The sequence below is a fragment of the Bordetella sp. 02P26C-1 genome, assembly GCF_009763255.1.
Lineage (GTDB): Bacteria > Pseudomonadota > Gammaproteobacteria > Burkholderiales > Burkholderiaceae_B > Bordetella_A.
Window position 1 is genome coordinate 156,219 of record NZ_WSJB01000001.1, and the last position, 26,719, is coordinate 182,937.

At 60.9% G+C, this 26,719-nt stretch carries 29 protein-coding genes and 2 tRNA genes; 14 read left to right on the top strand and 17 right to left on the bottom strand.

All coding sequences use genetic code 11. The features are described 5' to 3' along the window. The first annotated feature begins 452 nt into the window (after positions 1 to 452). Positions 453 to 803, top strand: a complete 351-nt coding sequence (locus GOQ28_RS00685) for a hypothetical protein (protein ID WP_160351934.1) — start codon at positions 453 to 455, stop codon at positions 801 to 803. Between the two features lie 169 nt (positions 804 to 972). Next, on the top strand, positions 973 to 1,821 hold the full coding sequence (locus GOQ28_RS00690) for a cytochrome c oxidase assembly protein (RefSeq protein ID WP_160355027.1): 849 nt from the start codon (positions 973 to 975) through the stop codon (positions 1,819 to 1,821). A gap of 36 nt (positions 1,822 to 1,857) precedes the next feature. Here GOQ28_RS00690 and galU read toward each other — a convergent pair whose 3' ends face one another. Then, complete coding sequence (gene galU, locus GOQ28_RS00695; protein WP_160351936.1) at positions 1,858 to 2,691, bottom strand: UTP--glucose-1-phosphate uridylyltransferase GalU; 834 nt, start codon at positions 2,689 to 2,691, stop codon at positions 1,858 to 1,860. 64 nt (positions 2,692 to 2,755) lie between these two features. Here galU and GOQ28_RS00700 point away from each other — a divergent pair, with 64 nt between their 5' ends. Continuing rightward, the gene (locus GOQ28_RS00700) at positions 2,756 to 4,270 is read left to right on the top strand and encodes a M48 family metalloprotease (RefSeq protein ID WP_160355028.1); all 1,515 of its coding nucleotides are present in this window, start codon (positions 2,756 to 2,758) and stop codon (positions 4,268 to 4,270) included. A 92-nt stretch (positions 4,271 to 4,362) separates the two neighbouring features. Here the strand turns inward: GOQ28_RS00700 and GOQ28_RS00705 are convergent, their stop codons facing one another. The 3 genes from GOQ28_RS00705 to GOQ28_RS00715 are packed head-to-tail and all read right to left on the bottom strand — an operon-like array spanning position 4,363 to position 6,147. Further along, positions 4,363 to 5,472, bottom strand: a complete 1,110-nt coding sequence (locus GOQ28_RS00705; protein WP_202109534.1) for a YheT family hydrolase — start codon at positions 5,470 to 5,472, stop codon at positions 4,363 to 4,365. Positions 5,473 to 5,477: 5 nt separating this feature from the next. Then, positions 5,478 to 5,900, bottom strand: a complete 423-nt coding sequence (locus tag GOQ28_RS00710; RefSeq protein ID WP_160351939.1) for a YybH family protein — start codon at positions 5,898 to 5,900, stop codon at positions 5,478 to 5,480. Between the two features lie 34 nt (positions 5,901 to 5,934). Then, the gene (locus tag GOQ28_RS00715; RefSeq protein WP_160351940.1) at positions 5,935 to 6,147 is read right to left on the bottom strand and encodes a zinc-finger domain-containing protein; all 213 of its coding nucleotides are present in this window, start codon (positions 6,145 to 6,147) and stop codon (positions 5,935 to 5,937) included. A gap of 423 nt (positions 6,148 to 6,570) precedes the next feature. Here GOQ28_RS00715 and GOQ28_RS00720 point away from each other — a divergent pair, with 423 nt between their 5' ends. The 3 genes from GOQ28_RS00720 to GOQ28_RS00730 all read left to right on the top strand — a co-directional run bounded on the left by GOQ28_RS00720 (position 6,571) and on the right by GOQ28_RS00730 (position 9,140). Further along, entirely contained in the window at positions 6,571 to 7,242 is a 672-nt protein-coding gene (locus tag GOQ28_RS00720) for an AzlC family ABC transporter permease (RefSeq protein ID WP_160352036.1), read from the top strand. Next, the gene (locus GOQ28_RS00725) at positions 7,239 to 7,574 is read left to right on the top strand and encodes an AzlD domain-containing protein (protein ID WP_160351941.1); all 336 of its coding nucleotides are present in this window, start codon (positions 7,239 to 7,241) and stop codon (positions 7,572 to 7,574) included. The genes GOQ28_RS00720 and GOQ28_RS00725 overlap by 4 nt, the downstream gene beginning before the upstream one ends. Positions 7,575 to 7,724: 150 nt before the next feature. Continuing rightward, a complete protein-coding gene (locus tag GOQ28_RS00730; RefSeq protein ID WP_202109579.1) occupies positions 7,725 to 9,140 on the top strand; it encodes a DEAD/DEAH box helicase in 1,416 nt (471 codons plus the stop codon). 54 nt (positions 9,141 to 9,194) lie between these two features. Here the strand turns inward: GOQ28_RS00730 and GOQ28_RS00735 are convergent, their stop codons facing one another. After that, positions 9,195 to 9,584, bottom strand: coding sequence for a thioredoxin family protein (locus GOQ28_RS00735; protein WP_160351942.1), 390 nt, complete (start codon positions 9,582 to 9,584; stop codon positions 9,195 to 9,197). Between the two features lie 64 nt (positions 9,585 to 9,648). Between GOQ28_RS00735 and GOQ28_RS00740 the strand changes: the two genes are divergently transcribed. From GOQ28_RS00740 to GOQ28_RS00750, 3 genes are all read left to right on the top strand, one after another. Beyond that, positions 9,649 to 10,452 (top strand): EI24 domain-containing protein, encoded by an 804-nt coding sequence (locus GOQ28_RS00740; RefSeq protein ID WP_160351943.1) that lies wholly within the window; start codon positions 9,649 to 9,651, stop codon positions 10,450 to 10,452. 19 nt (positions 10,453 to 10,471) lie between these two features. Next, positions 10,472 to 11,269: a competence/damage-inducible protein A gene (locus GOQ28_RS00745; RefSeq protein ID WP_160351944.1), complete on the top strand. Its 798-nt coding sequence runs from the start codon at positions 10,472 to 10,474 to the stop codon at positions 11,267 to 11,269. Between the two features lie 150 nt (positions 11,270 to 11,419). Further along, positions 11,420 to 12,280, top strand: a complete 861-nt coding sequence (locus GOQ28_RS00750) for an IclR family transcriptional regulator (RefSeq protein ID WP_160355029.1) — start codon at positions 11,420 to 11,422, stop codon at positions 12,278 to 12,280. A gap of 51 nt (positions 12,281 to 12,331) precedes the next feature. Here the strand turns inward: GOQ28_RS00750 and GOQ28_RS00755 are convergent, their stop codons facing one another. From GOQ28_RS00755 to GOQ28_RS00765, 3 genes are all read right to left on the bottom strand, one after another. Beyond that, positions 12,332 to 13,471, bottom strand: coding sequence for an AAA family ATPase (locus tag GOQ28_RS00755; protein ID WP_442862068.1), 1,140 nt, complete (start codon positions 13,469 to 13,471; stop codon positions 12,332 to 12,334). Further along, a complete protein-coding gene (locus GOQ28_RS00760) occupies positions 13,468 to 14,178 on the bottom strand; it encodes an RNA ligase family protein (RefSeq protein ID WP_160355030.1) in 711 nt (236 codons plus the stop codon). The genes GOQ28_RS00755 and GOQ28_RS00760 overlap by 4 nt, the downstream gene beginning before the upstream one ends. A 159-nt stretch (positions 14,179 to 14,337) precedes the next feature. Then, positions 14,338 to 15,315, bottom strand: a complete 978-nt coding sequence (locus GOQ28_RS00765) for a tripartite tricarboxylate transporter substrate binding protein BugD (RefSeq protein WP_160355031.1) — start codon at positions 15,313 to 15,315, stop codon at positions 14,338 to 14,340. A 330-nt stretch (positions 15,316 to 15,645) separates the two neighbouring features. Here GOQ28_RS00765 and phaP point away from each other — a divergent pair, with 330 nt between their 5' ends. Next, positions 15,646 to 16,224 (top strand): TIGR01841 family phasin, encoded by a 579-nt coding sequence (gene phaP, locus GOQ28_RS00770; RefSeq protein ID WP_160355032.1) that lies wholly within the window; start codon positions 15,646 to 15,648, stop codon positions 16,222 to 16,224. 146 nt (positions 16,225 to 16,370) lie between these two features. Here phaP and GOQ28_RS00775 read toward each other — a convergent pair whose 3' ends face one another. The 5 genes from GOQ28_RS00775 to GOQ28_RS00795 form a co-directional block, all read right to left on the bottom strand. Further along, on the bottom strand, positions 16,371 to 17,414 hold the full coding sequence (locus GOQ28_RS00775) for a quinone-dependent dihydroorotate dehydrogenase (protein ID WP_160355033.1): 1,044 nt from the start codon (positions 17,412 to 17,414) through the stop codon (positions 16,371 to 16,373). 44 nt (positions 17,415 to 17,458) lie between these two features. Then, positions 17,459 to 18,187, bottom strand: a complete 729-nt coding sequence (locus GOQ28_RS00780) for an arginyltransferase (protein ID WP_160351951.1) — start codon at positions 18,185 to 18,187, stop codon at positions 17,459 to 17,461. A 113-nt stretch (positions 18,188 to 18,300) separates the two neighbouring features. Beyond that, positions 18,301 to 19,068 carry a leucyl/phenylalanyl-tRNA--protein transferase gene (gene aat, locus GOQ28_RS00785; protein WP_160351952.1) on the bottom strand — a complete coding sequence of 256 codons (768 nt, stop codon included), beginning with the start codon at positions 19,066 to 19,068 and terminating at the stop codon, positions 18,301 to 18,303. 82 nt (positions 19,069 to 19,150) lie between these two features. Continuing rightward, on the bottom strand, positions 19,151 to 19,732 hold the full coding sequence (locus GOQ28_RS00790; RefSeq protein ID WP_160351953.1) for an NUDIX hydrolase: 582 nt from the start codon (positions 19,730 to 19,732) through the stop codon (positions 19,151 to 19,153). Between the two features lie 91 nt (positions 19,733 to 19,823). Beyond that, complete coding sequence (locus GOQ28_RS00795; RefSeq protein WP_160355077.1) at positions 19,824 to 20,426, bottom strand: DUF2946 family protein; 603 nt, start codon at positions 20,424 to 20,426, stop codon at positions 19,824 to 19,826. Between the two features lie 280 nt (positions 20,427 to 20,706). Between GOQ28_RS00795 and GOQ28_RS00800 the strand changes: the two genes are divergently transcribed. After that, on the top strand, positions 20,707 to 21,432 hold the full coding sequence (locus GOQ28_RS00800; RefSeq protein WP_160355034.1) for a lipopolysaccharide kinase InaA family protein: 726 nt from the start codon (positions 20,707 to 20,709) through the stop codon (positions 21,430 to 21,432). A gap of 117 nt (positions 21,433 to 21,549) precedes the next feature. On the opposite strand, the gene GOQ28_RS00805 is transcribed toward GOQ28_RS00800, so the two are convergent. The 4 genes from GOQ28_RS00805 to GOQ28_RS00820 all read right to left on the bottom strand — a co-directional run bounded on the left by GOQ28_RS00805 (position 21,550) and on the right by GOQ28_RS00820 (position 23,322). Continuing rightward, positions 21,550 to 21,623: transfer RNA gene (locus GOQ28_RS00805), tRNA-Cys, on the bottom strand. A 38-nt stretch (positions 21,624 to 21,661) separates the two neighbouring features. Beyond that, positions 21,662 to 22,279 carry a DUF6097 family protein gene (locus GOQ28_RS00810; RefSeq protein ID WP_160355035.1) on the bottom strand — a complete coding sequence of 206 codons (618 nt, stop codon included), beginning with the start codon at positions 22,277 to 22,279 and terminating at the stop codon, positions 21,662 to 21,664. Between the two features lie 108 nt (positions 22,280 to 22,387). Further along, a tRNA-Gly gene (locus GOQ28_RS00815) sits at positions 22,388 to 22,463 on the bottom strand. A 106-nt stretch (positions 22,464 to 22,569) separates the two neighbouring features. Next, positions 22,570 to 23,322 carry an IclR family transcriptional regulator domain-containing protein gene (locus GOQ28_RS00820; RefSeq protein ID WP_160355036.1) on the bottom strand — a complete coding sequence of 251 codons (753 nt, stop codon included), beginning with the start codon at positions 23,320 to 23,322 and terminating at the stop codon, positions 22,570 to 22,572. A 104-nt stretch (positions 23,323 to 23,426) separates the two neighbouring features. On the opposite strand from GOQ28_RS00820, the gene GOQ28_RS00825 reads away from it, so the two are divergent. The 3 genes from GOQ28_RS00825 to GOQ28_RS00835 are packed head-to-tail and all read left to right on the top strand — an operon-like array spanning position 23,427 to position 26,718. Continuing rightward, positions 23,427 to 24,416, top strand: coding sequence for a tripartite tricarboxylate transporter substrate binding protein (locus tag GOQ28_RS00825; protein ID WP_160355037.1), 990 nt, complete (start codon positions 23,427 to 23,429; stop codon positions 24,414 to 24,416). Between the two features lie 17 nt (positions 24,417 to 24,433). Next, the gene (locus tag GOQ28_RS00830) at positions 24,434 to 25,939 is read left to right on the top strand and encodes an AMP-binding protein (protein WP_160355038.1); all 1,506 of its coding nucleotides are present in this window, start codon (positions 24,434 to 24,436) and stop codon (positions 25,937 to 25,939) included. After that, positions 25,936 to 26,718, top strand: coding sequence for a citryl-CoA lyase (locus tag GOQ28_RS00835; RefSeq protein WP_160355039.1), 783 nt, complete (start codon positions 25,936 to 25,938; stop codon positions 26,716 to 26,718). Before GOQ28_RS00830 ends, GOQ28_RS00835 begins: the two co-directional genes overlap by 4 nt. Position 26,719 lies beyond the last annotated feature (1 nt).

Here is a 26,719-nt window from a genome sequence, read left to right on the forward strand (position 1 = left end):
CGGAGAGCAATGGTGGGGAGCTAGGCGTCAGGAGCCGGCTGACTTGCATGGTCGCATGGCCATCCCACCCGGCCCAGCCAAGCCGTCACATCCTGACGCAAACTTTCGGGAAAACCCTTGTTTGACCCGCCAAGTTCGCGTAAAATCGTTTTGTTTACAACATTCGGAGTTCGTTCTGTGAATACCGATTCCGGCGACAGTAGTCGATCTTTTATCGACGTCGCTGCCTGACAGGATCTCCAGCAGAATCTCCTTCTGCCGCATCCTGTTAGTGCAGGGTGCGGTGTACCGTGACAAGTTCTTTGTCGCGTCTCCCCACCAAAACCGCCAGAACCGCCGCTGTCTGACTGCAGGCTCGTAGGCCGCGCCGTGCGTGCGCATGCCAATCGAGTGCCGCTGTCTAGACGCGTGCGTATTCGCCTGAATGCTTCGACCTTTGACGGGAGGCTGCCATGCGTTTATTTGATCTATTCCTGCGTCGTGCTGGTGTGGACCGCAACAGCGCGCTCACGCGTCGCCAAGGAACATCCCGATTGACGCTCGAGTGCCCGCGCGACGCCTTGGGTGATGTGCGCAAGCAAGTCTGCTCCGACTTCGGCGCAGCTGGGCTCAATGTATCCCAGTTCCAGATCGAAACCGGGCGCGATGCGGACTACGCCTCGGCCTGCATCACGGTCAATTGTCCTCCGGAGCTGCGTCCGGAGCTGATGTCTCAGGCTCGCCGCCTGCAGGCCCATCCCGCTGTGCGGCGGGTGCATTTCGGCACCTCGGCGCGTTCGACGAACGCCGCTGTCGCCGCCTGACGCAACACCACGAGTGCCGCGGCCGGGCCTCCCCGAGCCGCGTCTCACTGGCCGCGCCTTGGCGGCCGCACCTAGCCGGCCGCACCTCTCCTCGGCACTGCTCTACAATGGTTCGTCGCTCGCATCGCACGGGCCAGCCCGTCCCTCGTCGAGCATCACGGATGGTGGCATGGATCATCTCGCTTGGCTCGTCCCCTGGGAGTTCTCCCCAACCCTGCTGGCCGCGTTTGGCGTGGCTATCGTGCTATTTTTGCGCGGCAGACGGGTCCATCGCGTGACGCTCGCCCGGCAATGGCTGTTCTGGACGGGCTTGGTGCTGCTGTATCTGTCGCTCCACACGCGGGTCGACTATTACGCCGAGCGGATGTTCTTCATTCATCGCATTCAGCACTTGGTGCTGCATCACCTTGGACCACTACTGGTCATGGCGGCGTTCCCCGGGTCCGCGATGCGCGCCGGCCTGCCCTTGCATTGGCGCAGGCGCTTGCGAGATTTTCTCCAGACCCGAGGGGGGCGCGTCCTGGTCGGCGTGCTGACCAACTCCTATTTCGTACCGGCGCTTTTCGTTTTCCTGGTCTTGGTGTGGTTGCTGCCGACGGTGCAGTTTTATTCCATGCTGGACTGGCGCCTGTATCGTTTGATGAATTGGTCGGTAGTGATCAGTGGGTTCATGTACTGGAATCTGATTCTGGATCGCCGTCCCAGCCCGCCCGCGGCCATGAGTCCCGGCGGACGCGTTATTTCGCCGGTGCTCACCATGGCGCCACAGATGGTGGCCGGGGCGATCATCACGTTTACGGAAAGAGATATCTATCCGCTGTTCGAACTCTGCGGACGTGCCATCGGCATGTCCGCGCAGACCGATCAGATGATAGGCGGATTGACGATGTGGATCCCCGCCGCCTTTGTCGAAGTCATCGGGCTGATGGTGGCGCTAGGCACCCTGATGCGACTGTCCGGCAAAGGCAGACTGCGTCCCGAGGATCGTGCCGTGCGTTACTCGCAGGCGAGTCCGTGATCTCGGGCGGCCCCTGATACCGGCCGGCCCTCCATCTCAGATCAGGCCGTGGTACTTACGCCCAAGCGTCACGGTCGCCTCGAACATCCCGGCCTTGCTGCCGCAGTCGTAGCGTCTTCCCTCATAACGGTGAGCGATGACCCGGCGTTCTTTCAGCAGGGACGCAATACCGTCGGTCAATTGAATTTCATTGCCGGCGCCCGCCTGCGTGGCGCGCAGATGATCGAAGATCTCGGCCTCCAGCACATAACGACCCACCACGGCCAGCGTCGACGGTGCTTGGTCGGGGCTGGGTTTTTCGACAATGTGCGACACGAGCGCGGAGCGATCGTCGATGGGCTCGGCGGCCACGATCCCGTATTTGTTGGTGTCTTCGCGCGGCACATCCTGCACACCCACCACACTGGCATCCTGCGCATAGGCGGCCTGGATCAACTGAGTCAGAGCTGGGGTTTCGGCATCGATCAAATCGTCTGCCAATAACACCGCGAATGGCTCGCGGCCCACGGCGGCCGCGGCGGTCAGGACGGCATGCCCAAGGCCCAGCGGCGCCGGTTGGCGGATGTAGACGCAGTTAACGTGGCCAGGCAGGATATTGCGCACCAATTCCAGCAGGTCATGCTTGCCCTTGCGTTCCAATTCCGATTCCAGTTCGGGTGCCGAGTCGAAGTGGTCTTCGATGGCGCGCTTATTTCGGCCCGTGACAAAAATCAGATCGGTTACCCCCGCCGCGACCGCTTCTTCGACCGCATATTGGATCAAAGGCTTATCCACGACAGGCAACATTTCTTTCGGCATCGCCTTGGTGGCAGGAAGGAAACGCGTGCCCAGTCCGGCGACGGGAAAAACAGCTTTACGAATGGGACGCATGTCTGCCTCGGCTGATATTCATTGTTTGATGAAAACTTTTACGGCTCATAGCTATCATATTGCCATGAACCGCCGCTATTCGAATTTTCGCAAACCGCTTGTGATGCGCTGCCTGGCTGGCTTGTTGGGCTTGGCCGTGGCGCTTCCGCTGGCTCCGGCCGTCGCGCAGCCTGTAGGCTTGCCTTCCATGGGAGCGGCGTCCTCGGCCGATTTATCGCCCGCGCTGGAACGTCAACTGGGCGAGGCCATCATGGCCCAAGGCAGGCGGGATCCCACCTTCATCAACGATCCGGAAGTCACACAGTACCTGACCACGCTGGGACGCAAGCTGGCTAATTTCGCGCCCGGCGCGGTGCCCGATGTCGAGATGTTTGGCGTGCGCGACCCGCAGATCAACGCGTTTGCGATGCCCGGGGGATTCATCGGGGTCAATAGCGGCCTGATTGTGCAATCGACGAGCGAAGCGGAGCTTGCCTCCGTGCTCGCTCACGAAATCGGCCATGTGGTGCAGCGTCACATTGCCCGCGGCATGACGCAACAGAATCAGAGCGGTGTGGTGATGATGGCCAGTCTGGCCGCGGCGCTGCTTGCCGCGTTGGCGGGCGGGGGCGGAAACCTGGCCGTGGGTGTCGCCGCGTTCGGGCAGGCGGCTGCAATCAACCAGCAATTGGGCTTTTCGCGCGACGCCGAACGCGAGGCGGATCGCGCCGGTTTCACGATGCTGACCCGGGCCGGCTACGATCCCGATGGAATGGTGCGCATGTTCTCGCGCTTGATGGGCGCCTCGCGTCTGAACGAGGGTACAGGGGGTGGGGCGTGGGCCAGCACTCACCCCTTGTCGATTGAGCGGATGTCCGATATCCAAAACCGGGTGCGCAATCTGCCTGCGGAAAAATACACCGACAGCGACGACTATTGGTACATACGTGCCAAGATGCGCGTGATTCAAGGGCGTGACGCCGTCAGCCTGCGATCGGCGACCCAAGTGCTGCAGGACGACGCACGCCGTTTGACGGGGGTACAGCAATCAGCGGCCTTCTACGGGCTCGCGCTGCAGGCATTTCAACGCAATCAAATCGACGAGGCCCAGCGGTATCTGGAACAAGCCGAGGCGGGCGGGCGCAGTTCGCCCCAGCTCGCGCGGCTGGCGATTGATCTGGCGGCGGCGCGCAAGGACGGCGCACAGGCGCTGCAGCTTGCCGCCGCGGCCATCAAACGCTGGCCGCAGCAGCGCGCATTGGGCATTGCGTACGCACAGGCACTACAAGGCGTGGGTCGCCACGCCGAGGCGCAGAGTTATCTGCGCGAGCGCATCAAGCAATGGGGCGATGATGAGCCTGGGCTCTACCAGATGCTGGCTTATAGCGAAGAGCGCAACGGGCACCCCGTCGAAGCACGCCGAGACATGGCGCGTTATTACGTGTTGACCGGCGCCTACGCCGCAGCCGAGGCGCAGCTGCAGCAAGCGCGCAATCTCTCCAAGGATTTCTACGAACAATCGCAGATCGACGTGCAGATTCGCGATGTGAAGGAACGCCTTGCTCAGGAGCGCGAACTGCTTGAACGATTTAAAGGCTGATAGGGCTCGAAAAGGCCAGCGTGACCGTTATCAGGATAAAGATCGGGCGGTCGTCCGAATAGGGGCCCGGACGGCCGCGCACTGCTGAGCCGCTATTGACCGGTTTCGAAGAACCGTTGCAGCCGCTGCGGCAACCAGTTCAGATGGCCGGGAAATGCGCCCGTCGGAAAGCCCGCGTGGCCGCCCTGAGCAGGCTGATGCAGCAGCACATGGCTCGAGCATTCGCGCGGCAAGGGCAGGGCGCTCTCTGGCATGAACGGATCGTTTCGCGCGTTCAACACCAGCGTCGGGATCTCCACGCTCGCCAGCCACGGTTTACTGGACGCGCGTGTCCAATAATCCAGCGCATTGCGAAATCCGTGCATCGGCGCGGTATAGGCATCATCAAAGTCGCGCAGGTCACGCGCATGGGCAATGCGCATCACGTCGATGGCGCCGGGAAAGCGCCGCGCTTTTTCCAGGACCTTGTGCTTCATGGTCTTCAAGAAATAAGCGGTATACACGCGCCGGTTGAATACGCCATGCGAAAGCGCATTGCCGCCCGCCACCAGATCCAGCGGTACGGACACGCCCGCGCAAGCAGCCAGCCATGACACCTGACTCTGCTGCTCGCCGATATATTTCAGTAGTGCATTGCCCCCCAGCGAGACCCCCACGGCATGCCAGCGCGCGTGCGGAATGCGAGCCCGCACGGTATCCAGCATAAAACCGACCTCGGTAGAGTCCCCCGAATAGTAGGCGCGCGCCAGCCGGTTGGGTGTGCCGGAGCAGCCGCGAAAATGCGCGACCGCGACAATCCAGCCACGTGCCCGGAAATGATGCGCGATGGATTGCGCATACCGGCTCAGACTGCCGCCTTCCAGGCCATGGAACAACAATAGCGCCGGCGTGTCCGGCGTTTGCGGCAAAGACAGCCAGTCTTCATCGGTAATCCAACGCGCTGCGGCCGTCTTTCCCGACACGACGGGCGAAGCCGAATCGATTGGCTGACCGTTCGCGCGCTTGTGCGGGAACAGCCCCGGCCCGGTCCAATCGATATCGATGAAATCCGTGTCCGGTGTTTCTACGCGCTGGCGTACGAACGCAATGCTGTGATGCTGCGCAAAAAAGGCAGCATAAATCGTCTGGCTATGACGGTCGGGGAGCCAGGCGGGAACGGGACAAGGCGATGTATCGAGACGGGCGATGGACACGCGAACCATCCGTCCTAATGCAGCCGCTCGGGCACGTCGTACAAGTCCAGCACCTCGGCCTCGGCGGGCGCGGGCGAGGCATGATGTAGCACCATGCGCCAGCCCGTGGGGCCCTTGTGATAGACGTTGGTGGCGTAGCAATGGGCGTACTGCGTGCTTCCCCGGCCGTTTATGGTGACCTGTTCCACCACGGTGTGGACCGAACACATCATCGTTTGCAGCGCTTGAACGCGTAGGGGACGGATACGCAGCGGCCCGGGCGCCAGTGTCTGCTGCCAGCACTCATGGACGGCCGCTTGCCCCACCGCGCGCAAACCGCCAGGATGGATACAAATGACTTCCTCGTCGTCGGCCCAGATTTGCATCAGGCGGACAGTGTCGGCTTGCTCAAGCGCTTCGTAAAACGCTTGTTCGGCTTCTTCGGGCGTGGCGAACATGAGTGAGGAGCGGGCAGGTTAAGACGCGACGGTCTCAGTGACCGCGCACCACGGTGCCGGGCTTGAGCCGATACTCGGTGCCACAGTAAGCACAACGGGCCGATCCGGTATGGGTGACGTCCAGGAACACGCGCGGGTGCATGCTCCAGAGCGGCGCCTTCGGGCCGGGGCAATAGACGGGCAGGTCTTCAGCGCCGACTTCAACGATATCCTGGGCGGGCGCGGCGGCAGAGGCGGCAGCGGTCATGAGTTTTCCTGAAAAAGACGAGTTATGAGACCAGAGAGGGGAACCCTACGAAAAGTTCCGTCAGGGGGAAACCTGCGTTGCCGTGCAGGGGACGCGTCGCCACGGTGGTGTCACGCCACGCCAAGCGCGTACGGTCGTACCGGATAAAGCTGTCGCGATCCGCCATCGACATAGTGTTCCCCTATCAAGAGGCGCTATTGTATCAAGCAGCAGAGGTACAATGCCCGGTTTAGCGTCGGGTGTCGGCCTACGACATCGGACGATGCGCCCATGCTGCGGCGTGCGGGATTCTATCGCCGATGAATTCCATGCCGTCCCGTGTGTTCCTACTAGGGTTTTGCCGTGCCCCGTGAGTCCGTCAGCGGTTCCAACATTGATTCAAAATTGATCCGGCAGGAGCGTTTGGTGGCATTCCGCCAAGGTGTGCGTACCGTCGTGCCGGCGCTGATTGCCACCGGGACATGGGGCATGGTCACAGGCGTGGCCATGGTCAAGTCGGGCCTGACCGAGTCCATGGCACTGGCCATGACGCTGATGATGTATGCCGGATCCGCGCAGCTCACTTCCTTGCCGCTTATCGCCGCCGGCGCGCCGCTATGGTTGATCTTCATGGCGGGTTTTGTCGTGAATCTGCGCTTTATTATTTTCGGCGCGGCGCTGCACCCCTATTTTCGTCATCTCTCCTGGCCTCGTCGGCTCGGGCTAGGCTATTTCACGACGGATATGGGGTTTGTATTTTTCATGTCGAAGTACGGCGATGACGCCGACCGGGGTACGCGCGAGCAGCTGTGGTTCTTCCTTGGGACCATCGTGCCGGGCTGGCTCACGTGGCAGGCTGCATCCATCGTCGGCATCTATCTGGGCGGGATCGTCCCCACGGACTGGTCGCTGGATTTTGCCGCCGTGCTGGCTTTGCTGGCCATCACCATCCCGCTGGCCAATTCCAAGCCCATGCTGATTTCCATGTTGGCCGCGGGGATCGTGGCGTGGGTGGGGCAACTGCTGCCGCTGCGCCTGGGGCTGGTCGCCGCCGTCGTGACCGGGATCGTGTCCGGGATGCTGGCCGAACGATTTTTCAAGAAAGGCGCCAAATGAATCTCTGGCCGTCCGAAATTTACGTTTATAGTGCCATCGCGCTACTCACCGTATGCAGCGTGCTGACCCGCGCCGGCTATATGGTGTTTGGCGATTATCTGCCCCTGCCCGATGTCGTGCGGCGTGCATTGCGCTATGCGCCCGCCGCCGCGCTGACCGCCATCTTGGTGCCTGACCTGATGCCCTGGAAGGCGGACACCGGCCCGGCGTTCGATTACCGGCTGGTGGCCGCCATCGCGAGCATTTTGGTGTTCTTACGCTTTCGCAGCGCCGTGCTGGTGATCGTGGTTGGCATGGTCTCGTTATGGGGCTTGCGCTGGCTGGCCGGTTGAGCCTGATCCGGTCCCGATCGATGTGTTTTTGCTATCGCAACTCTGGTAGTATGGCCGGTTGCGCTAAAATAAAGTTATCCACAGCAATCCGGGCTTAGCTGCACTTTCTCGTTTTGTTCTTTTTCGTTGCCCCGGCATCTGCCCATCCTGATGACTGACACTACCCAATCCGCAGTCCCCACCTCTGATACTCCCGCACCGACATTCGCCGACTTCGGGCTGCATCCACAGTTGCTACAGTCGGTGATCGATACCGGCTATACCACCCCGACTCCAATTCAGGCGCAGGCGTTGCCGGCAGTCATATCGGGTCGGGATGTGATGGGGGCGGCACAGACCGGCACGGGTAAGACCGCGGCGTTTACGCTGCCCATCTTGCACCGCCTGATGCCGCTGGCCAATACCAGCGCATCGCCTGCCCGACATCCGGTGCGGGCATTGATCCTGGCGCCGACGCGCGAGCTGGCCGATCAGGTCTATGAAAGCGTCAAACGCTATAGCAAACACACGCCGCTGCGTTCGGCCGTGGTCTTTGGTGGCGTGGATATCGGCCCGCAAAAAGAGGCCTTGCGCCGCGGTTGCGAGATCCTGGTGGCCACGCCGGGTCGCCTGCTGGATCACGTCGAACAGAAAACCGTCAACCTCAGCCAGGTCGGCATTCTGGTACTGGATGAAGCCGACCGTATGCTGGATATGGGCTTTTTGCCCGATCTCGATCGCATCGTGCGGTTGTTGCCGGCGCAGCGCCAGGGGCTTTTGTTCTCGGCCACGTTCAGCAACGAGATTCGCAAACTGGGCCGTACCTATCTGAACCAACCGGTCGAAATCGAAGTCGCGGCGCGTAACGCCACGGCCGATACGGTGACCCAGATCGCCTATCAAATGCCGAGCGACGCCAAGCGCGCCGCGGTCGTGCATCTGGTGAAGTCCAAGGGCCTCAAGCAGGTCATCGTGTTCTCGAACACCAAGATCGGTACGGCGCGTCTGGCGCGTGAACTCGAGCGCGATGGCGTCAGGGCCGAGTCCATTCATGGTGACAAGAGCCAAGCCGATCGCATGAAGGCCCTGGAGGCGTTCAAGGCCGGCGAACTCGAAGTGCTGGTGGCGACCGATGTCGCCGCGCGCGGGCTGGATGTCGCGGGCGTGCCCTGCGTGATCAACTACGATCTGCCGCACAATGCCGAGGATTATGTTCACCGTATCGGTCGTACCGGCCGTGCGGGCGCATCGGGCGAGGCCATCGCGTTCTTCACCCCCGAAGAAGAGCGTTATCTGCTGGATATCGAAAAGCTGACCAAACACCCCGTGCCGCGCGGCCAGCTGGACGTTCCGCAGGCCTTGGTCGCTCGCAGCCACACGCGCGAGCCGCGCAGCCGCGATCGCCGCAGCAGCGGCTACGGTCAGACCGCGTCACGTCAGCCGGCGGATGATTTCTTCTACAAACCGTACGAGCCGTCGCCTTCCGCCACGTCCGCGGTGCAAGCCCAGCCCGAAGAGCGGCCCAGCACGCCGAAGCGTCAACTCGCGGTTCTGTTGGGTGGACGCGGCAAGCCTAGCGGCGCTTAACTTTCTGTATAGCAAGCGAGGCGGCCCCCAAAGGCCGCCCGATAACGCTACGCGCTAGACGCTCAATAACGCTGTAGGCAGATCCGGCAACTGCGTCTGCACGGCCGGACTTTGCGGCGTGAGGCTTTCCAACAGCCTTTCCAGATGCCCGATGTGCGGCAGCATCGTTCCATAAAACAGCACGCGCGATCCGAACTGCACTAGCAGCGTCGGGAAATTTTCCACGTCCTCATCACCCAACAGCTCTGGGTGATCCTCGATGTCGATCCACACGAACACGCGCTCGGGGTACTGCTCGGCCAGGGCGGCGAATTTTGGGCGGTATTGCGCGCAGGTGTCGCACCATGCGGCGCAGAAACAGGCAACCAGGCATCCGTCGGCGGGGAGGACCTGCAAAGCGCTGCGCAAGGCAGCCGTGTCTGAACCGGGTTCAAGTAAAGCCATGTCGATGAAAGCGTAACGGGTTTGAGACTATGATACCCGGCATGTAAACCCGCGGGTCCGCGACATGATTCCACCTCGTCCCGAGTACGCTGTCTCTTCTTCCGTCCAGCGTGCCGCCTCCGGCACGGCCGGCGTGGCGCAAGCCTTCAAACGCGCCTTGGTCTCTCAATGCCATCCGAACATGCTGATGGCGGTGTTGCTGCCTTTCGTCATTGCCCTGTTGGGCGCCTTGCTGCTGCTATGGCTATTCTGGACGCCGCTGACAGAATGGCTCAGTGTGCAGGCCTCGCAATGGCAAATGGTCAACGATGTCGATGCCTGGTTGGTTGGCATCGGCCTGTTCTCGCTAAAGCTCTATCTGGTGCCGGTGATCGCGGCCGCGATTCTCTTGCCGGTATCCGGCATACTGGGCCTGGCGATTGCCGCGGTGTTCGTGATGCCGCTGGTACTGCGCCATGTGAGCGCGCGCGAATATGCTGGCGTGTCGCGCCAGGGGCGTAACGCCACGGCTTATAGCGTGTGGAATGCGATCTGGGTCAGTGCTGTGTTTGCCGCAGGCTGGCTGCTCACCTTGCCGTTTTGGCTGATACCGCCCATGGGAGTCGTACTGTCGATTTTCTGGTGGGCGTTTGCGTTTTCGCGCATGATGCGCGTCGATGCCATTGTCGAACACGCCAGCCCCGAAGAACGGCGAATCTTGCTGGAACGTCATAATATCGGCTTCTGGGTGATCGGCCTGATCTGCTCTCTGATCAATCTGCTGCCGCCAGCCTGGATTATCCTCCCCGTGTATGCTGGGCTGGTCAACGCCCATTATGGGTTGGAAGCCCTGCGCCGTTTGCGAGAAGAACGTGTCCTTCCAGCCTGACTCTGTCGCGACTCCCTCCATGACCTCACCTTTGCCTGCAAGCCGCTCGATCCGCATGCTGATCGTGGGCGACGAAATCCTGTCCGGACGCCGTCAAGATAAACATTTTTCCAAATGCATTGAACTGCTGTCCGCGCGCGGCCTGCGTTTATCCGGCGCCGAGTTTCTGCCGGATGATCGGGCGACCCTGACCGCCGCCTTGCGCCGCAGCTTTGCGACGCAAGACATCGTGTTCTGCTGTGGCGGCATAGGCGCGACCCCGGACGATCACACCCGCCAGGCGGCCGCCGCCGCGCTCGATCTGCCGCTGGCCCTGCATCCCGAAGCCGAAGCAGCCATCACGCTGCGCGTGGCCGAAATGGCCCAGGAAGGCAAGGCGCCAGCCGACATGGCGGCTCCCGAAAACCAGCAACGGCTCCAGATGGGGGTGTTTCCCCAGGGATGCGAAATCGTCCCGAATCCCTACAACCGTATTCCCGGCTTCTTTATCCGCGACCATACGTTCTTGCCCGGTTTCCCGGTGATGGCGTGGCCCATGCTGGAATGGACACTGGATACCCGTTATGCCGCGTTGCATCATGCGGACGCTCACGTCGAACATTCCTTCCTGGCGTTCGGTCTGCCCGAGTCGCGCATCGCGCCGGTGATGCAGGCACTGGAGCAACGTTGGACGGAAGTCAGCGCATTCAGTCTGCCCAGTGTGGGCCAGACCCCGCATATCGAGCTGGGCGTCAAGGGCGACCCCGCTCAGGCGGCCGAGGCCTTGGCGTTCTTGCGGGCGGAGGTGTTGCGCCTGGGCGGTCGATTGACGCCCTGATTTGGCTCACCGCGCACCACCGAGTTGCCAAACGGCCCACAAAATTTCACAATACGGGAAATCCAAAAATGCTGCATCGCCGCAATTGCACCATCATAGAGCGCGGAGCGGCAGCCCCTGGATGCCATTTCTCTCTTTGTGAACGATGCCATGACAGCGAATGTGTCGGACCCCGATAACGAACGGTCAACGAGCCAGTCTCCAATCGCGATTCAGGTGATTGAACGGGCAATGCGTCTGCTGGACGCGCTCGCCGCGCATTCCGACCCGGTCACCCTGAAAGAGCTGGCGCTATCCACTGGCCTGCATGCTTCGACCGCGCACCGCATCCTGAATGATCTGGTGGTCGGCCGCTATGTAGAGCGCGTCGACAATGGTCTGTACCAGCTTGGCATGCGCCTGCTGGAATTGGGCTCGCTGGTCAAAGGTCGGCTCAATGTACGGGAAGCTGCAATCTCGGCCATGCGCGCGCTGCATCGCCTGACCGGGCAGACCATCAACCTGTCCGTGCAGCAGGGCGACGAGATCGTCTACATCGACCGTGCGTGGAGCGAGCGCTCGGGCATGCAGGTGGTGCGCGCCATTGGCGGGCGTGCGCCCCTGCATCTGACCTCGACCGGCAAACTATTTTTGTCTACGCTGGAAAGCCGCTTGGTACGCGCCTATGCCATGCGTACCGGCTTGGCAGGCAACACGCGTAATAGCTTGACCGACATCGACAAACTCGAACGCGAGCTTGCCTTGGTGCGGCGTCATGGTTACGCGCGCGATAACGAAGAACTCGAGCTCGGCGTGCGTTGTATTGCCGCCGGTATTTTCGATGACACTGGCAAGCTCGTTGCTGGTCTGTCGATCTCGGCGCCGGCTGAACGTCTGCAAGACGAGTGGATTCAAGCCTTGGTGGAATCGGCTCGCTCGATTTCTGAGGCGTTGGGGTATGAGCCCCTGGCCGCCAACGAACGCAGCGCGGCAGGCTCCGGGTTGACGCCGCAGCTGCTGCGTACCTCTTGATGGCTCATCAGTAGCGGGGCGGATACATCGCCGTGCCCGCAGCGCGGGTGCTCAGGTCAGGTAATGCACTTGATGGGCTTCCGTCAGTAGCGGCGGCTCCCATTTCAGCGTCAAGGCTCGCAGTGTCTTATTGGTCAGGGAGGAGTCACGCCGCGAGTTGCGTCGAAACAGTTCGGCAGGTGGCTGCTCCAGGTAGATCAATTCCACTTCGGCGTCATACGCAAACAGCAGATCCAGCGTTCTATCGCGCATCTGTGGCGACAGATGCGTCGCGTTCCAGACGAAAGGCCGATGCGCGCGCAGCAACGCTTTGGCTTGGTCACGGGCGTAGTGAGCTGCTTTGCCGTCATTCTCGCCATGCTTGAGCCCGAGCTCGCGGCGCGCTTCGTCAAAAGACACCACCGGCAGGCCGCCGCGATGCTGGGCCACCCAGGTATCCTTGCCCGTCGCCGGTAAGCCGCTCATGACTGTGACCTTGGAGCCCGGCCGCTGAAAGAGGGGGTAATCGGGATGCACATCCGCCCCACGGAAATAGCTCACGCGCGTGTGAGCGTCCGCGAAAGATCGCGGCAGGCCATAACAGCCTTCTTCCCGCGCGACTTCCCGGAACAGCTCGATATTGTCCAGCACCTGTTGCTGGCCCGCATAAACACGGCCTCGCATATCGGCTTGCGCCAGCATCCCCAAGAGCGGAACACTGACTTGCCAGGAAAGCTCGTGCACGATGAATTGCGGAGACTTCTTCCGGCGCGATCCCATCATCGCGAAAAACGGTACTTGATGGGCAAGGATCAGATTGCACACCGCCTCGCGGATAGCGAATGGCGCACCGGCTTCCCAGAGCGCGATGCGGGTGTCGATGGCGCCCTTGCGAGAATGACCGGGCTGGCTCGGCTGGCCGGTTGTGGGATCGACTATGGTGGTGCTGTACTTCGCTACGTCGTGAAGCAAGGCCGCCAGAAACACGATCTCTCGGTCTTCGCGGCTGGCTTGCTGGTAGGAAGGGTCCGCGAGCAACGCTTCCACCACCAACATGGTGTGAATCCACGTATTACCTTCGCCGTGATAAAGCGGATTCTGCTCGGCCAGCTTGGCAAATTCCAATTGGGGAAAGGCAGCCAGGCAATCATTGAAATCAGCGGGCTTGCCGGGTGGTGGCACGAGGCTCTGGATGTCCTGCCACATCATCATGATGCCAGCCCGATGGTTGCGGATGGCGCGCTAACCGTGGCGCCATCCTGTTGTGTGGGCGCTTTATCGCCGCGCGTATCCTTGAGTCGATTAGGCACAACCGGCGCGTGCATCCAATGACTATCCGTTTGCACATGCCCAGGTCGCACATACTTGGCGACGGACACGCCGAAGTCCTTCAGATCGAAAGCGCTTGCCACGCGGATCACCACGCCTTCCTGCCGGGTGAGATCGAGGCCCGCTATTAATCGCTGGATAGCGGTTCGCTCGTAAATCCCGTCATAGAGCAGCGGCACGGGAGTAATCCCTAAATTCGTCATTAGGTCGAGCGACGTGTCCCAGTCCAAACACGTCTGACCGCGCCACACCGAAAAACCCATGAAATAGCTGGGCAAGTCGCTATAGGCGATGGAATGACGCGCATACAGATTTTCACCGCAAATGCGTATGTCGCCGGGAATGCGATACGCCATCGACGCATGAAACCGGGCCAACCAATCGCGCGACGGATGATGCCGGCTGTCGACCGAACGCGCATGAAAGCCCTCACGATATAGAGAGGTGTTTTCGCCGTCCATTTTGACCGTTAGGATCACCCGACGGTCGCTGAAATGGGCATCGGTGCGCAGGCGCCTGTCATCCCGTTGCGCCCCCGGGGAGGTAGGCAGATGCGGCGTGGTGGGATATTTGAATGGAGACATAGTCATGATGGGCTCATGACTTTGTTACCGTTACGACCAACGGGTTCCATCTCCAGGCGGTCGGAGTCGCGCGGGCGCGACTCAGAAACCACAACCCGGCCCGGCGGTCTTGCGCAGTGCTTATCCCACGCAAGACCGCCGGGCCGGGCAGTCGGCCATTGTTGCTTACTGAGCTTCTATTTTGGCTTTCTTGAACAGTTCAGCCCATTGCGGGACTTGCTGTTTGACCTTTGCGTCCAAGGCTTGCGGATTTGCTTCGTCATTCAGGACTTCAGCGCCCAGACCCGCCATGCGTTCCTTGAATTTCGGATCCGCCATGCCGGCTTGCAGCGACTTGACCAGCTTGTCCACCACGGGTTGCGGGGTGTTTTTGGGCACCCACATGCCGTGCCAGATCCCGACCTCGAAACCCTTGAATCCCGATTCGTCCATGGTGGGCAGATTCGGCAGGGTGGGTACGCGCTTGAGGCTGGTGACCGCATAGGCCTTGACCTTGTTGGCGGCGATGTACTGCGAGGTGTTGGTCGTCTGGTCACACAGCAGATCGACCTGCTTGCCCAGCAGATCGTTCATGGCTGGGGCCGTGCCCTTGTAGGGGATGGTCAACAAATCCACGCCCAGCGCGTCCACCAGCATGGTGCCGCACAGGTGGCTGGCGGCGCCAATACCGGCGTTGGCCAGCGAGATCTTGTCCTTATTGGCCTTGATGTATTCGACCAATTCGTTGATGTTGTTGGGCGGGAAATCCTCGCGGGCGATGATGGTCATCGGCACGTCGACCACCAGCCCGATCGGGGCGAAGGTCTTGTCCGGGTCATAGCCGGGATTCTTATATAGCGAGGGCGCGGTGCTGTATCCCAGGTGCATCAGCAGCACCGTGTAGCCATCGGGCTCGGCGCGTCCGACCGTCGAGGTGCCGATCGTGCCGCCCGCGCCGGTCTTGTTTTCCACCACCACGCTCTGGCCAAGCGTCGGGCGCATGGCTTCGGCCAGCGAGCGGGCCACGTTATCGGTGGGGCCACCGGCCGCGAACGGGACGATCATGGTCACGGGGCGCTCGGGGTATTCGGCTTGTGCAGCGCCGGCTGCGAAAAGCGCGCTGGCGGCAAGCAAAGCCGTGAGCGTACGGGGCAATAATGTCATGAAGTCTCCTGTTGTCGCCGGGTAGGCGACATTCATAGTGCGTAAACCGAGAGGGATTTTTGTAAAGTTCTTCGGTGGCAGCTCAGTTTAAGAAACAATAGGTCTCAAGTCACGTGGGATTACCCGTACTGCCTCCCTCGGGGCGCCCCGCTGGCATTTGTGCGTTGCATCAAAAGTGCTTGACACCCCGATTTAAGTCCGTAGAATAGGATTTTGTGCAGCGCAACAAACGTCGCCGGCCTTAGCTTCACATTGGTTCCGAAGACGTTTAGCCCTATCCGTCGTAACGAATAGCTATAGCCGGGCTCGCCCGGCTCACCGGAGACCACCATGAACGCTATCCCCCAACAGGTCCTAGACCGCCAACTTTCCGCCTTGAACGCGTTTACCGCGACGCAGGCCACGCTGTTTTCCGGCTTCGAAAAGCTGGTGGACTTGAACTTGAAGGTCGTCAAGGCGACGCTGGACGAGGTCGCGCTGACCTCGCAGCAAGCGTTGGCCGTCAAGGATCCTCAAGAGGCCGCCGCTTTCGCCACCTCGCTGGTACAGCCGGGCGCGGAAAAAGCCATGGCCTATGGCAAGCACGTGTATGACATCGTCGCTGGCGTGCAGGGCGATTTGGCCAAGCTGGCCGAGGCGCAAGTCGCGCAAGGGCAGCAACAATTGGCCGACGCCGTCGAGCAACTGTCGAAAAATGCACCGGCTGGCTCGGAAAGCGCAGTGGCTCTGTTGAAGTCCTCGCTGGCAACCGTCAATGGCGCCTATGAGTCGCTGACCAAGGCCACCAAGCAAGCCGTGGAAGCCGCCGAGTCGAATATGAACGCCGCCGCCAATGCAACGTTCAAGGCCGCGACCGACGCCGCGGAGGCCGCTGGCAAAGTCGGCCGTACTGCCCGCCGCGCCGCCTGATCGCAGGCATCCAAGCGCGTGCCTGCAATGCCCTTTGCTTGTCGGCACGCTGCTTGCTGTAGTAATGTCGAGTGACAAGAGCAGAGCTGGAATTAGCCATCCCTCGGGATGGCTTTTTTTCGCCTGTATGAATTGCAGGCGTTGGCTTACATCCCTCGGATCGCTTGTACGCACTCGCTCACGAGCGCGGGGCCGCGGTAAATCAGTCCGGTATAGACCTGTACCGCGTTGGCGCCCGCAGCGATTTTCTCGCGCGCTTGCTTGCCAGAAACGATACCGCCCACGCCGATGATGGGATAGTCCGTGCCCATGCGCTGCCGCAGTTTCGCGATCACGCCAAGCGACAGCTCATGTACGGGCGGGCCGGACAAGCCGCCGGCTTCCTCGGCATGGGGCAGGCCAGTGACCGCGTCACGAGACAAGGTGGTGTTGGTGGCGATTACTCCGTCGATGCCGTGGCGGGGCAGCAGATCGGCGATCGCGTCGATCTGAGCGTCCGTCAGATCCGGCGCGATTTTCACGAGTAATGGCACATGACGCTGATGCTGGTCGGCAAGCTCGGCGCGTTTATCACGCAGCTGGGCCAGCAGGGCGGCCAACTCGTCCTCGCCCTGTAGCGCGCGCAGGTTCTTGGTATTGGGCGAGGAAATATTCACCGTCACATAATCGGCATGCGGATAGACACCCGCCAAGCCCAATACATAATCGTCCGCGGCGCGTTCGATCGGCGTGTCGGCGTTCTTGCCGATATTGAGCCCAAGAATTCCGCCTTGCTGGCGCCATTGGCTGCGCTGCACATTGGCGATAAAGGTTTCCAGACCCAGGTTGTTAAAGCCGAGCCGGTTGATCAGCGCTTGAGCGCGCGGCAGACGAAAGAGGCGCGGCTTCGGATTGCCCGGCTGCGCTCGCGGCGTCACCGTTCCCACCTCGACAAAACCGAACCCCAGATTACCCAGGGCGTCGATATGCGCGCCGTTCTTGTCCAGCCCAGCCGCCAGGCCCACGGGATTGCGTAAGGTCAGGCCCATGAGCGTCGTGGGCGCCTCCGGCTGCTCGTGCATTAGCTTGCGGGTGACACCGCAGTCGTATGCGCGCTGCAAGGTGGACAGGGTGACTTCGTGCGCGGTTTCGGCGTCCATGGAGAACAGCGCCGCACGCGCCAGGGGGTAGGCTTGGAAGAGGATCGACATGGGGCGCAATTGTACCGATTTGTCAGGCGGAACACGCAACGGTCTCAGAGGCCGTACGCCTCACGCCACTCGCCCTCGACATACATCTGGAACGGCCGGAAATTCGCTTTATAGGCCATCTTGCGACTGTCGCGAATCCAATAGCCCAGATAAAGCCAGGGCAGGCCGAGCGCACGGCATTGTTCTAACTGCCACATCACGTTATAGGTGCCAAAGCTGCCGCGCGTGTCCGGGTCATAAAAGGTATAGACGGAGGATAAGCCCTCGTCGAGCACATCGATGATGGACACCATGCGCAGCACATCCGCCTCATCGCGAAACTCGACCAACCGGGTGTTGACCCGCGTGGTCAGCAGAAACTGCGCATACTGCGTACGGCTGTCTTCGTCCATGCCGCCACCGGGGTGACGGCCATGCTGATAGCGGCTGTAAAGATCGTAGTGTTCTGGCGCCCAGGCCAGCTCTGCTACGAACGCGCGCAAGGATTGATGATCCCGCCGGGCGCGGCGCTGGCTGCGATTCGGGGTGAAGCGCTCCACATCGACACGGATGGGCACACAGGCCCGGCAGTTGTCGCAATGGGGGCGATAGGTGAACTGACCACTGCGGCGAAATCCCTGTTCGACCAGTTGCGAATAGGTGCCCGCGTTGATCAGATGACCGGGCGCCGCGACCTGCGAGCGCGCCTGCCGCTCGGGTAAATAGCTGCAGGGATACGGCGCAGTCGAATAGAACTGCAGCGCGGCGAAAGGAAGTTCTTTTAACTGGCTCATTGCGGTCGCCCCGGTAACGGCTCGTGCGTGGTCAGGCCAACCATGTTAACGCGTGCGCGGGCGTTGACAATACTGAAGTCGCGCGCCGAGCGAGGGAGGATTTGGCTTTCGCCTTAACCCGCCGCGGCCGAGGCGGACACCGAGCGGGCATGCAGCACGCCGTGGCTATCCAACCACCCCGGATACCACTGTGGACCCTCTAAACGTGTCGCCGCGCGAACATGGGCGATGAAATCCGCTCGTGCTACCGGCCGGGCGCCCAGACTGGCCAAGTGGCGCGTCTGCTGTTGGCAATCGATCCAGCTGACGCCCTGACAGCGCAGAAAATTCACCAAATAGGCCAGGGCGATTTTGGAGGCGTCGGCCACCCGGGTAAACATGGATTCACCAAAAAACATGCCGCCCAGGCTGATCCCATACAGACCGCCAGCCAAGGACCCATCGATCCAAGTCTCCACACTATGCGCGCCGCCCGCGTGATGCCAGTCCAGGTAGGCTTGCTGCATTTCATCGGTGATCCACGTGCCGGACTGCCCATCGCGCGGTGCAGCGCAGTGTTGCATCACGGTTGCAAAAGCGGTGTCTACACGGACCTCCACCCGGGCCTTGGGGCCAGATTCCTCCCGGGCGATTTGACGCAACCGTTTACGCAGCGAGTGCGAGGGCGCGAAATCGTCGCAACGCAACACCATGCGCGGGTCAGGGCTCCACCACAGTATCGGCTCGCCGTCGCTGTACCAGGGAAAGATACCGTTGGCGTACGCGTCCTGTAGCCGGCCCAGCGACAGGTCCGCGCCCACGGCCAGCAAGCCCGCAGGCTCATTTAACGCGAGTTCAGCCGGCGGAAATGGGGTCTCGGTATCAAGCCAGTACAGTTTCACGGTGCTAGGCTAGAGGCATACGGCCCCGGCTGGGGCGCGAGTGGCGGGGTACTGTGAGTTTCTGACGTGGGCATATCTCGGATCAGCGATGCCAATCCAAGGTGTAGTGATGGCAGCCGAGATTGCCGCTGCGACGGTCATCGAAATATTGCTTCAGCGTCGTGCTCACCGTCCGAAACGAAATCTCGTCCCATGGGATATCGGACTCGTCGTAGTAACGCGCCTCCAGACTTTCCGGCCCCGGATCGAGTTCGGGCCCCAGCGCCTGCGCTAGATAGAAAATATGAACCTGATCGATCTGTGGCACATCAATCACGGTAAAGAGGGCGCCGAGCTCAATTTGCGCGCCAGCCTCTTCCAGCGTTTCCCGGGCGGCGCCCTGAGCAGTGCTCTCGTTGAGCTCCATGAATCCCGCCGGCAGCGTCCATGTGTTGTAGCGTGGCTCGATGGCGCGCCGGCATAGCAAGATTCGCCCTTCCCAGACGGGCACGGTTCCCACCACCATCCGGGGGTTTTGATAGTGGATCGCCCCACAGTGGTCGCAGACGTCGCGTTCGCGATTATCGCCATCGGGCACACGGCGGCTGAGGGACGAGCCGCATTGGCCACAGAACAGCGTGCGGCGCGGCGCAGGGAAATAGGTCGGGGGCGGTCGGTCAGTCATGCCGGTGATTCTAACGGTTGCCAGGCGGTCAGGGAAACGCGCCAGACCCTATGCGCGGTAGTGGCGCGAGAGTGGCTGGCTCGCGGGTGCTTCAGGTTGGTCGCGGGTTTGCGACAAATCCCAGCACGTCGGGGAGCGTCGCTCGCGCGACTTCGCCGTGCCAGAGCGCCGGCTCGCGGTAATGGGCATAGTGCAGCTGTGCATTCGCCAGCTGCGTTGAGTCATCCGCTAATACGTCGAACAAGGCGCTGCCGTCGACTGCGATCTTGATGTCCGATAGCACGCGTTCGACATCGTGACTGTCCACGAGGCCGCCGCCAAGGTCCGTCTGGGCATACACGCGGCCGTCCTCGTCCAGCCACCACCCATCGATACGCGATACGGCTTTGCCTGTATGGGTGATCAAATTCGCGTCGGTGTCGGCCACACGCAAAATGTAGGGAGCGGCGTCCAAACGTACATACACGCGCTGTGGCCCGTTTTGGAAGAACCAACGCCCCTGTTCGTCGCAGGCGTAATTGCGGTTGATGAAGCCCAGGATCTGTGGACTCGTGATGCTTTCGCCGGGGCCGCCGTCGCATGCATCCCCCTGTTCGTGGATTTGCCAGCGGCCGCGCTCATCGAGTGACAGCCAGCCATAGACGGCCGGTACGTTCGGCCAGCGGGCGAGGGCTTGCTTGACGATAGGATCCATAAACATGAAGGCGGGGTGTTCCTAGAGATTGCATTTAACCAGATCGTCAGGGATGTGGACGCAGATCCAGCGAGAACGCTGACGCTTTAGGTGGCGCGCATGCGGCATGGCTTCAGGCAACGTTTCACCGCGAATGTGGATTTCGTCGCGCACGGACAACACGTTCAGAGGTCCGCGGGGTGTCTTCGGCCGAATCGGAACAGTCCTAGCCAATCTCCCGACGGGACTGACATAGAATGAAACAATTAATACGAAGGTGTGTTTGTTCTAAGGGGGCGCTATGTTGATCGAAGCTGAGGCCCGGGCTCAGGCGCAGACGCAGACGTCTCTGGCCGCGCTGCCCGCTTCATGGTGGGAAGCCCATGGCGACTGGGTTGAAGATGTGAACCAACGCCGCGGAGGCTATAGCGGTATTCAGAAACTCCCCGATCCGGCGGGAGATCGGGCGTATTTCGTTAAACGGCAAGTCAATCACGTCTATCGCGATCTGCGGTTTCCCTCGGGCCGGCCGACTTTGCTGCGGGAGTGGCTGAATATCCATCGTTGCGCAAAGCTGGGCGTTCCGACCGCCGAGCCGGTGTTTTTCGATATGCGCAAGGGCGCGGCCGGCTGGGAAGCGGTTCTGGTCACTCGCGAGCTGCCGGGCTATATCAGCCTGGACGAAGGGATACGCAAAGGTCGATGGACCCAAGCACAACGTCTTGATATCTGGTCGGCGCTGGTGCGGGCGCTCGCGCCCTTACACCGGGCAGGACGTAAACATGGGCATCTCTACCCAAAGGAAATCTTTGTCCGGTATGAGTCAGTGGCTGAAATCGCCTTGCTGGACTGGGAAATTGCCCGGTATGTTGGCCGCAGTCGCTGGGCCGCGCAGTCGGATCTGGGTCGCTTGTGGCGCTCGTTGATCGAGCTGGGGATAGGGGAGGCTGAACGGCGGGTCTTTATGGACCGTTATCAGGCTGCCAGTGGGTTGGGTCAGCTAAAGCTGCGCGGGGTGCCGGACTGAGGGGCTCAGCCCAAGGCACGCTGCTTGCGGCACCCCATCTGTTCCCAAACTCCGTCGTTTTGAACGTACACCCCACCAAAAGAAAAAGGCCCTCATCACTGAGAGCCTTATATCTACTGGAGGCGCAAGCCGGAATCGAACCGACGTACACGGATTTGCAATCCGCTGCATAACCACTCTGCCATTGCGCCAGAGGCCTAATTAGCCAAGCCCGCTATTCTACACGAAATTATCGAGTTGTCTCATCTGTCTCAGGCCCGAGCGTGGAGGGCGTCAGATCCAGATCCACATCTTGTATGCGGTATTGCACAGCCACCAATTGAGCAATCGCGTCGGGCGCGAGACTCGAGATGTCGTGTCGAGCAAGGAATTCGGGATTCCAACGTTGCAGTATCGCGACCCACCATCGGCTCAGACCTTTGCCGGTCAGTCTGGCGGCCCGGGCACGCACGTAGAAGTGGGCGAGCGCGAAGGCCACGAAAAGACCTGCGGTCAGTGTGCTCAATCCGTGCAATAGCGATCGCGCATCAAAGGGTAGGGCGGCCAGTATCCTGGTCAAGCCGCCTTCGGCCGCGGTCAATGTCGCGACGCCGCAGCTTAGCACCGCGACGATAAAGAGTAGCCCCATCATCAAAGGCAATCGACGCTCGCCGCGATAGCGGCGCAGCGATTGCGTATATGCATGGTCGTCTATCGTGCTGTCCAGCGCCTCGATCTGCTGAAACAGCGATTGTGATTTCTCGATGCCAATTTTCTGGCCGTTAATCAACGCATGCATGCCGAGCAGCTGCTGCCTGGAGAAAGGAACAAACTGAGGCGATGCGTCCAAGCGATAAGAAAATTTCACGGCGGGCGGCTCGTGGTAAATAGGCTGCGAACGGCAAAAACAAAAAAGGCCGAACATGACTGTCGGCCTTTTGGGGTGATGACTTGCTCAAAAAGCCATCAGGAATTCTGGAGCGGGAGACGAGTCTCGAACTCGCGACCTCAACCTTGGCAAGGTTGCGCTCTACCAACTGAGCTACTCCCGCGTCGCTGCTGTTGATGTGTCATCAGCAGAGAAACGAGATTCTATATGGGTTTTTTTGGATCTGCAAGTCGATGTGTGTTCGAGACAACAAATTTGTGTGTCAGGCCTCATGCCACGCTACCGACTTCGCGCCGAATGAGCTCGGCGATCGTGCGCTGACGGGCCGATGGCATGCGGTCGAGGATGCAAGATACGCTCACGGCCACCCTTGGATAGCCAGAACGATCCAGTAGGGCAACGCCCACTCCCAATACGCCCGAGACGGCAGCGTTGCCGACCGCCGACCATCCGCGATCACGCGTGGCCTGCACCAAGAGACGCATGTGGGAAGCCGTCATGTGGCCATAGGATCGCAGCGATGCGGCATTCTGCTCGATCAGTGCGTTGGCTTCATCCGGGGGTAATGCCGCCAGTAGTGCCAGGCCAGCGGCGCCCACTCCCAGGGGCTGACGGTGGCCCACGGTGACGGCCAGCACCTGCACGGGGTAACTGCCGATTTCGCGATGCAGGCATAGGGAATCGGAGCCGATCCGGCAGATCAAAAACGAAGAATCCCCGGTCTGATCGCTAATGCGCCGCATCGCAGGCGCCAGCCGAGCTACCGACAAACCTTGGTCGCCCACGACTTGCGATTCGTTGGCCGCGGCCCGGTACAGGCCCGATTCCTGGTCGCGTACCGCATAACCCTCTTCGACCAGAACCGTGATGTAGCGATAGACACTGGTGCGCTGCATGTTCAGAGCGCGCGCGATTCCAGGCACGTCCAAGCCCTCTGGCGAGCGCCGTAGCGCCGCCAGGATATGCAACCCGCGCCGCAGCGTGCTCGCGCCGTGGCTACCCGATTCCCTGGTTTTGTTCACTATTCAAACACCTTTACTTTGCGTTCAACTACCTGAAGTAGATGATATTCCACGCAGCATCGACATAAGTTGTCCAAATAATAAACACCCCATTGGAGACTGACATGCATTCTGTTATGAGGAAATTTGCGCGGGTGATGGTGATGACGGTTGCGGGCATGACGGTAGGATCGGTGGCACAGGCGCAGGAGAAGTACCCCACGCGCCCGATCACGTTAGTCGTCGGCTATGCCGCAGGCGGTGCGACCGACATCGTTGCTCGCTTGGTGGCAAAGTCACTGTCCGATACGCTGAGCCAACCCGTCGTGGTGGAGAACCGCCCCGGCGCCAACAGCAACATTGGCGCGGAAGCGGTGGCGCGGGCCAAGCCGGATGGCTACACGCTATACGTAGGGTCGATTGCGAACACCATCAATCGGACCCTGTACGAGAAGCTCAATTACGACATCAAGAAAGACTTCACCCCGGTGGCGTTGTTAGCCACCATTCCGAATGTGCTTGTCGTGCACCCCAAGCTGCCGATCAATTCGGTCAAAGAGTACATCGCCTACGCCAAGCAGCATCCGGGCAAGCTGACTTGTGCATCTTCGGGCAGCGGATCCTCTATCCATCTTTCTTGCGAAATCTTCAAGCTCGAAACGGGCACGGATATTTTGCATGTGCCGTATCGCGGCAGTGGCCCGGCGGTCGCCGATCTGTTGGGCGGGCAGGTCGACTCGATGTTTGACAACCTGCCGTCGTCCTTGCCGCAAGTTCAGGCCGGCAAGCTGCGCGTGTTGGGCGTCACCTCGCTTGAGCGCGTGCCATTCGTGCCGGATGTGCCGACACTCGCCGAATCCGGGCTGCCGGGCTTTTCTGTGCAGTCCTGGTTCGCCGTGATGGCGCCAGCCGGCACGCCTGCGAACATCGTCGAGACCCTGAATGCGGCCATCAACAAGGGTCTGCAGGGCGAAGCGTTGCGCGAAGCCTATGAAAAAGGCGGATTCGTGTCTCCCGCCCAGCCCAATACGCCCGCGACGCTGCAGAAGTTCGTCGATGAGGAAATCGACAAATGGGGCAAGGTCGTGACGTCGGCCGGTCTCAAAGTGCAATGACGAATCAGGAGTAGTTTGTGTACCCAATTGACTTCTTTTTGCGGGCCGCTGCCCGACATAGTGACCGCATCGCCTTGGATACGCCGCGAGAGACGTGGACGTATCGGCGGCTGCGCGACGAGGCGTTGGCGCTGGCCGCCGCGCTGCAGGACATCGATCCTACGCCGCAGACGCGGGTTGCGATCTGTGCCGGAAATAGCGCGCAGCACGTCATCGCCTTGCTCGCGGTAATCGCTGCCGGAAAGGTCTGGGTACCCCTGAACTATCGCAGTACCAAAGCAGAGATCGCCCGCATACTCGATGCGACCGAGCCGTCGATCGTGCTGACCGATAACACGGGCGCCGGCTTGGTCGGGGATGGTCCGTGGACCCGGCTGGATCTTGCGGGAACGGGTTCGGAACACACGCTCCCGGCTCTGCTGCAGAGGTATGCGGGGCGAACACCGATCCGATGTGAACCTGGCCGCGATGCCACGCAGGCGATTAAATTCACCGGCGGTACAACAGGCTTGCCCAAGGGTGTCATGCAACCCTATCGCGCCTGGACGGCAGGCATCGTCAACCAGATTCATGCGTGGAAACTGACGCATGAGGATCGCTACGTCGTCGCCGCACCCGTCACGCACGGTACGTCCACCTATCTGATGCCAGTGTTGGCGCAGGGCGGTACGCACTTGTTCTTGGAAGAGTCCAATCCGGCCACCGTCACCGCGGCGTTCCGAGAACGTGGCGGCACGCTGGCGTTCATGCCGCCCACGCTGATCTACATGCTCATGGCGCAGCCCGGTGTGTCTCGCGCGGATTTTCCCCGCTTGCGCAATCTGATCTACGGAGGTGCTCCCATGCCGGTTGAAAAGTTCGAACAGGTGCGCGAGTTCTTTGGTCCCGTGGTGGGCTCTACCTATGGCCAAACCGAGGCGCCTCAGATCGTGACGGCCATCACCCCACAGGACTTCGAGGATCCGCGCAATATGGGATCGGTTGGCTGCGCCACCTGGTTTTCTGAGTTTGCCATCATGGATAAGGACGGCAAGCTGCAGCCCGCGGGCCAGCCTGGCGAGGTGGTAGTGCGTGGGGATCTGGTGATGACCGGATACTGGAGGCTGCCGCAAAAGACTGCGGAAACCATCGTGGATGGTTGGCTGCATACCGGCGATGTCGGAGTGGTGGATGAGCGCGGTTACCTGTACATCAAAGACCGCCTGCGCGACGTGATCATCACGGGTGGCTTCAATGTCTATCCCATTGATGTCGAAAACGCATTGGCTCAACACCCGGCGGTGTATGAGTGCTCGGTGTTTGGCATTCCCGATGATAAGTGGGGAGAGGCGGTGCAGGCGGCCGTACAGTTTCATCCTGGCGCCACCGCCGATGAGCAGACGTTGATGGCGTTCGTGCGCGAGCGATTGGGGCCTGTGCATACCCCTAAACGCATCCACGTCTTTGACAGCCTGCCGCGATCGTCGGTGGGCAAAGTCCTCAAGAACAACGTCCGAGATTCCATTATGAAGGAGACAGCATGAACCGCCCTGTTACCCGCCTGTGCGCACATCACCTCGAAGGCATGTCCTATCGCGATGCCGATCTGGTCGAAGACCTGATGGGCAAGAAGACCTTCACCGAGGTCCTGTTCTCGCAGATCATGGGCCGCGAAGCCCGTCCGGTCGATCTGCGCATCGTTGACGTTGTGCTCGTCACGTTGATGGAGCATGGGCTGACGCCGAGCGCGATCGCGACACGCGTGATCTATATGAGCGCGCCGGAAAACCTGCAAGGCGCGGTGGCGGCGGGCTTGATGGCGGTGGGCAGCAGTTTTGTCGGCACGATGGAAAACTGCTCGCTGCTGTTAGAGCGCATCGTTTACGCCAAAGATCCCGAGGCCGAAGCGCGCGACATCGTGCAGGGCTATCGCAGCAGCAAGAAACCGCTGCCGGGTTTTGGTCACCATCTGCATAAGCCCGACGATCCGCGTGCGCTTAAATTGTTGGAACTGGCGCGCGCGGAACCGGACCTGAAAGGCGAGTGGGTCAATGCATTGACGCTGCTTGCCCGCATGGTCGACGAGATCTATGGACGTCACATTACGATCAACGCGACGGGTGCTGTGGCGGCCTTGCTGGGCGAGTTGGGCGTACCGACCAAGTTGATGCGCGGCTTCGCCGTGATTTCCCGGGCGGCGGGCTTGGTGGCGCATGTGGCAGAAGAGCAGGAAAGCCCTTCCGGTCGCTTCATCTGGGACACCATCGATCGTGAGATTCCTTACGTGGGCGCGGGCAAGTCTGCGCATCATCAGGAGGATTAAG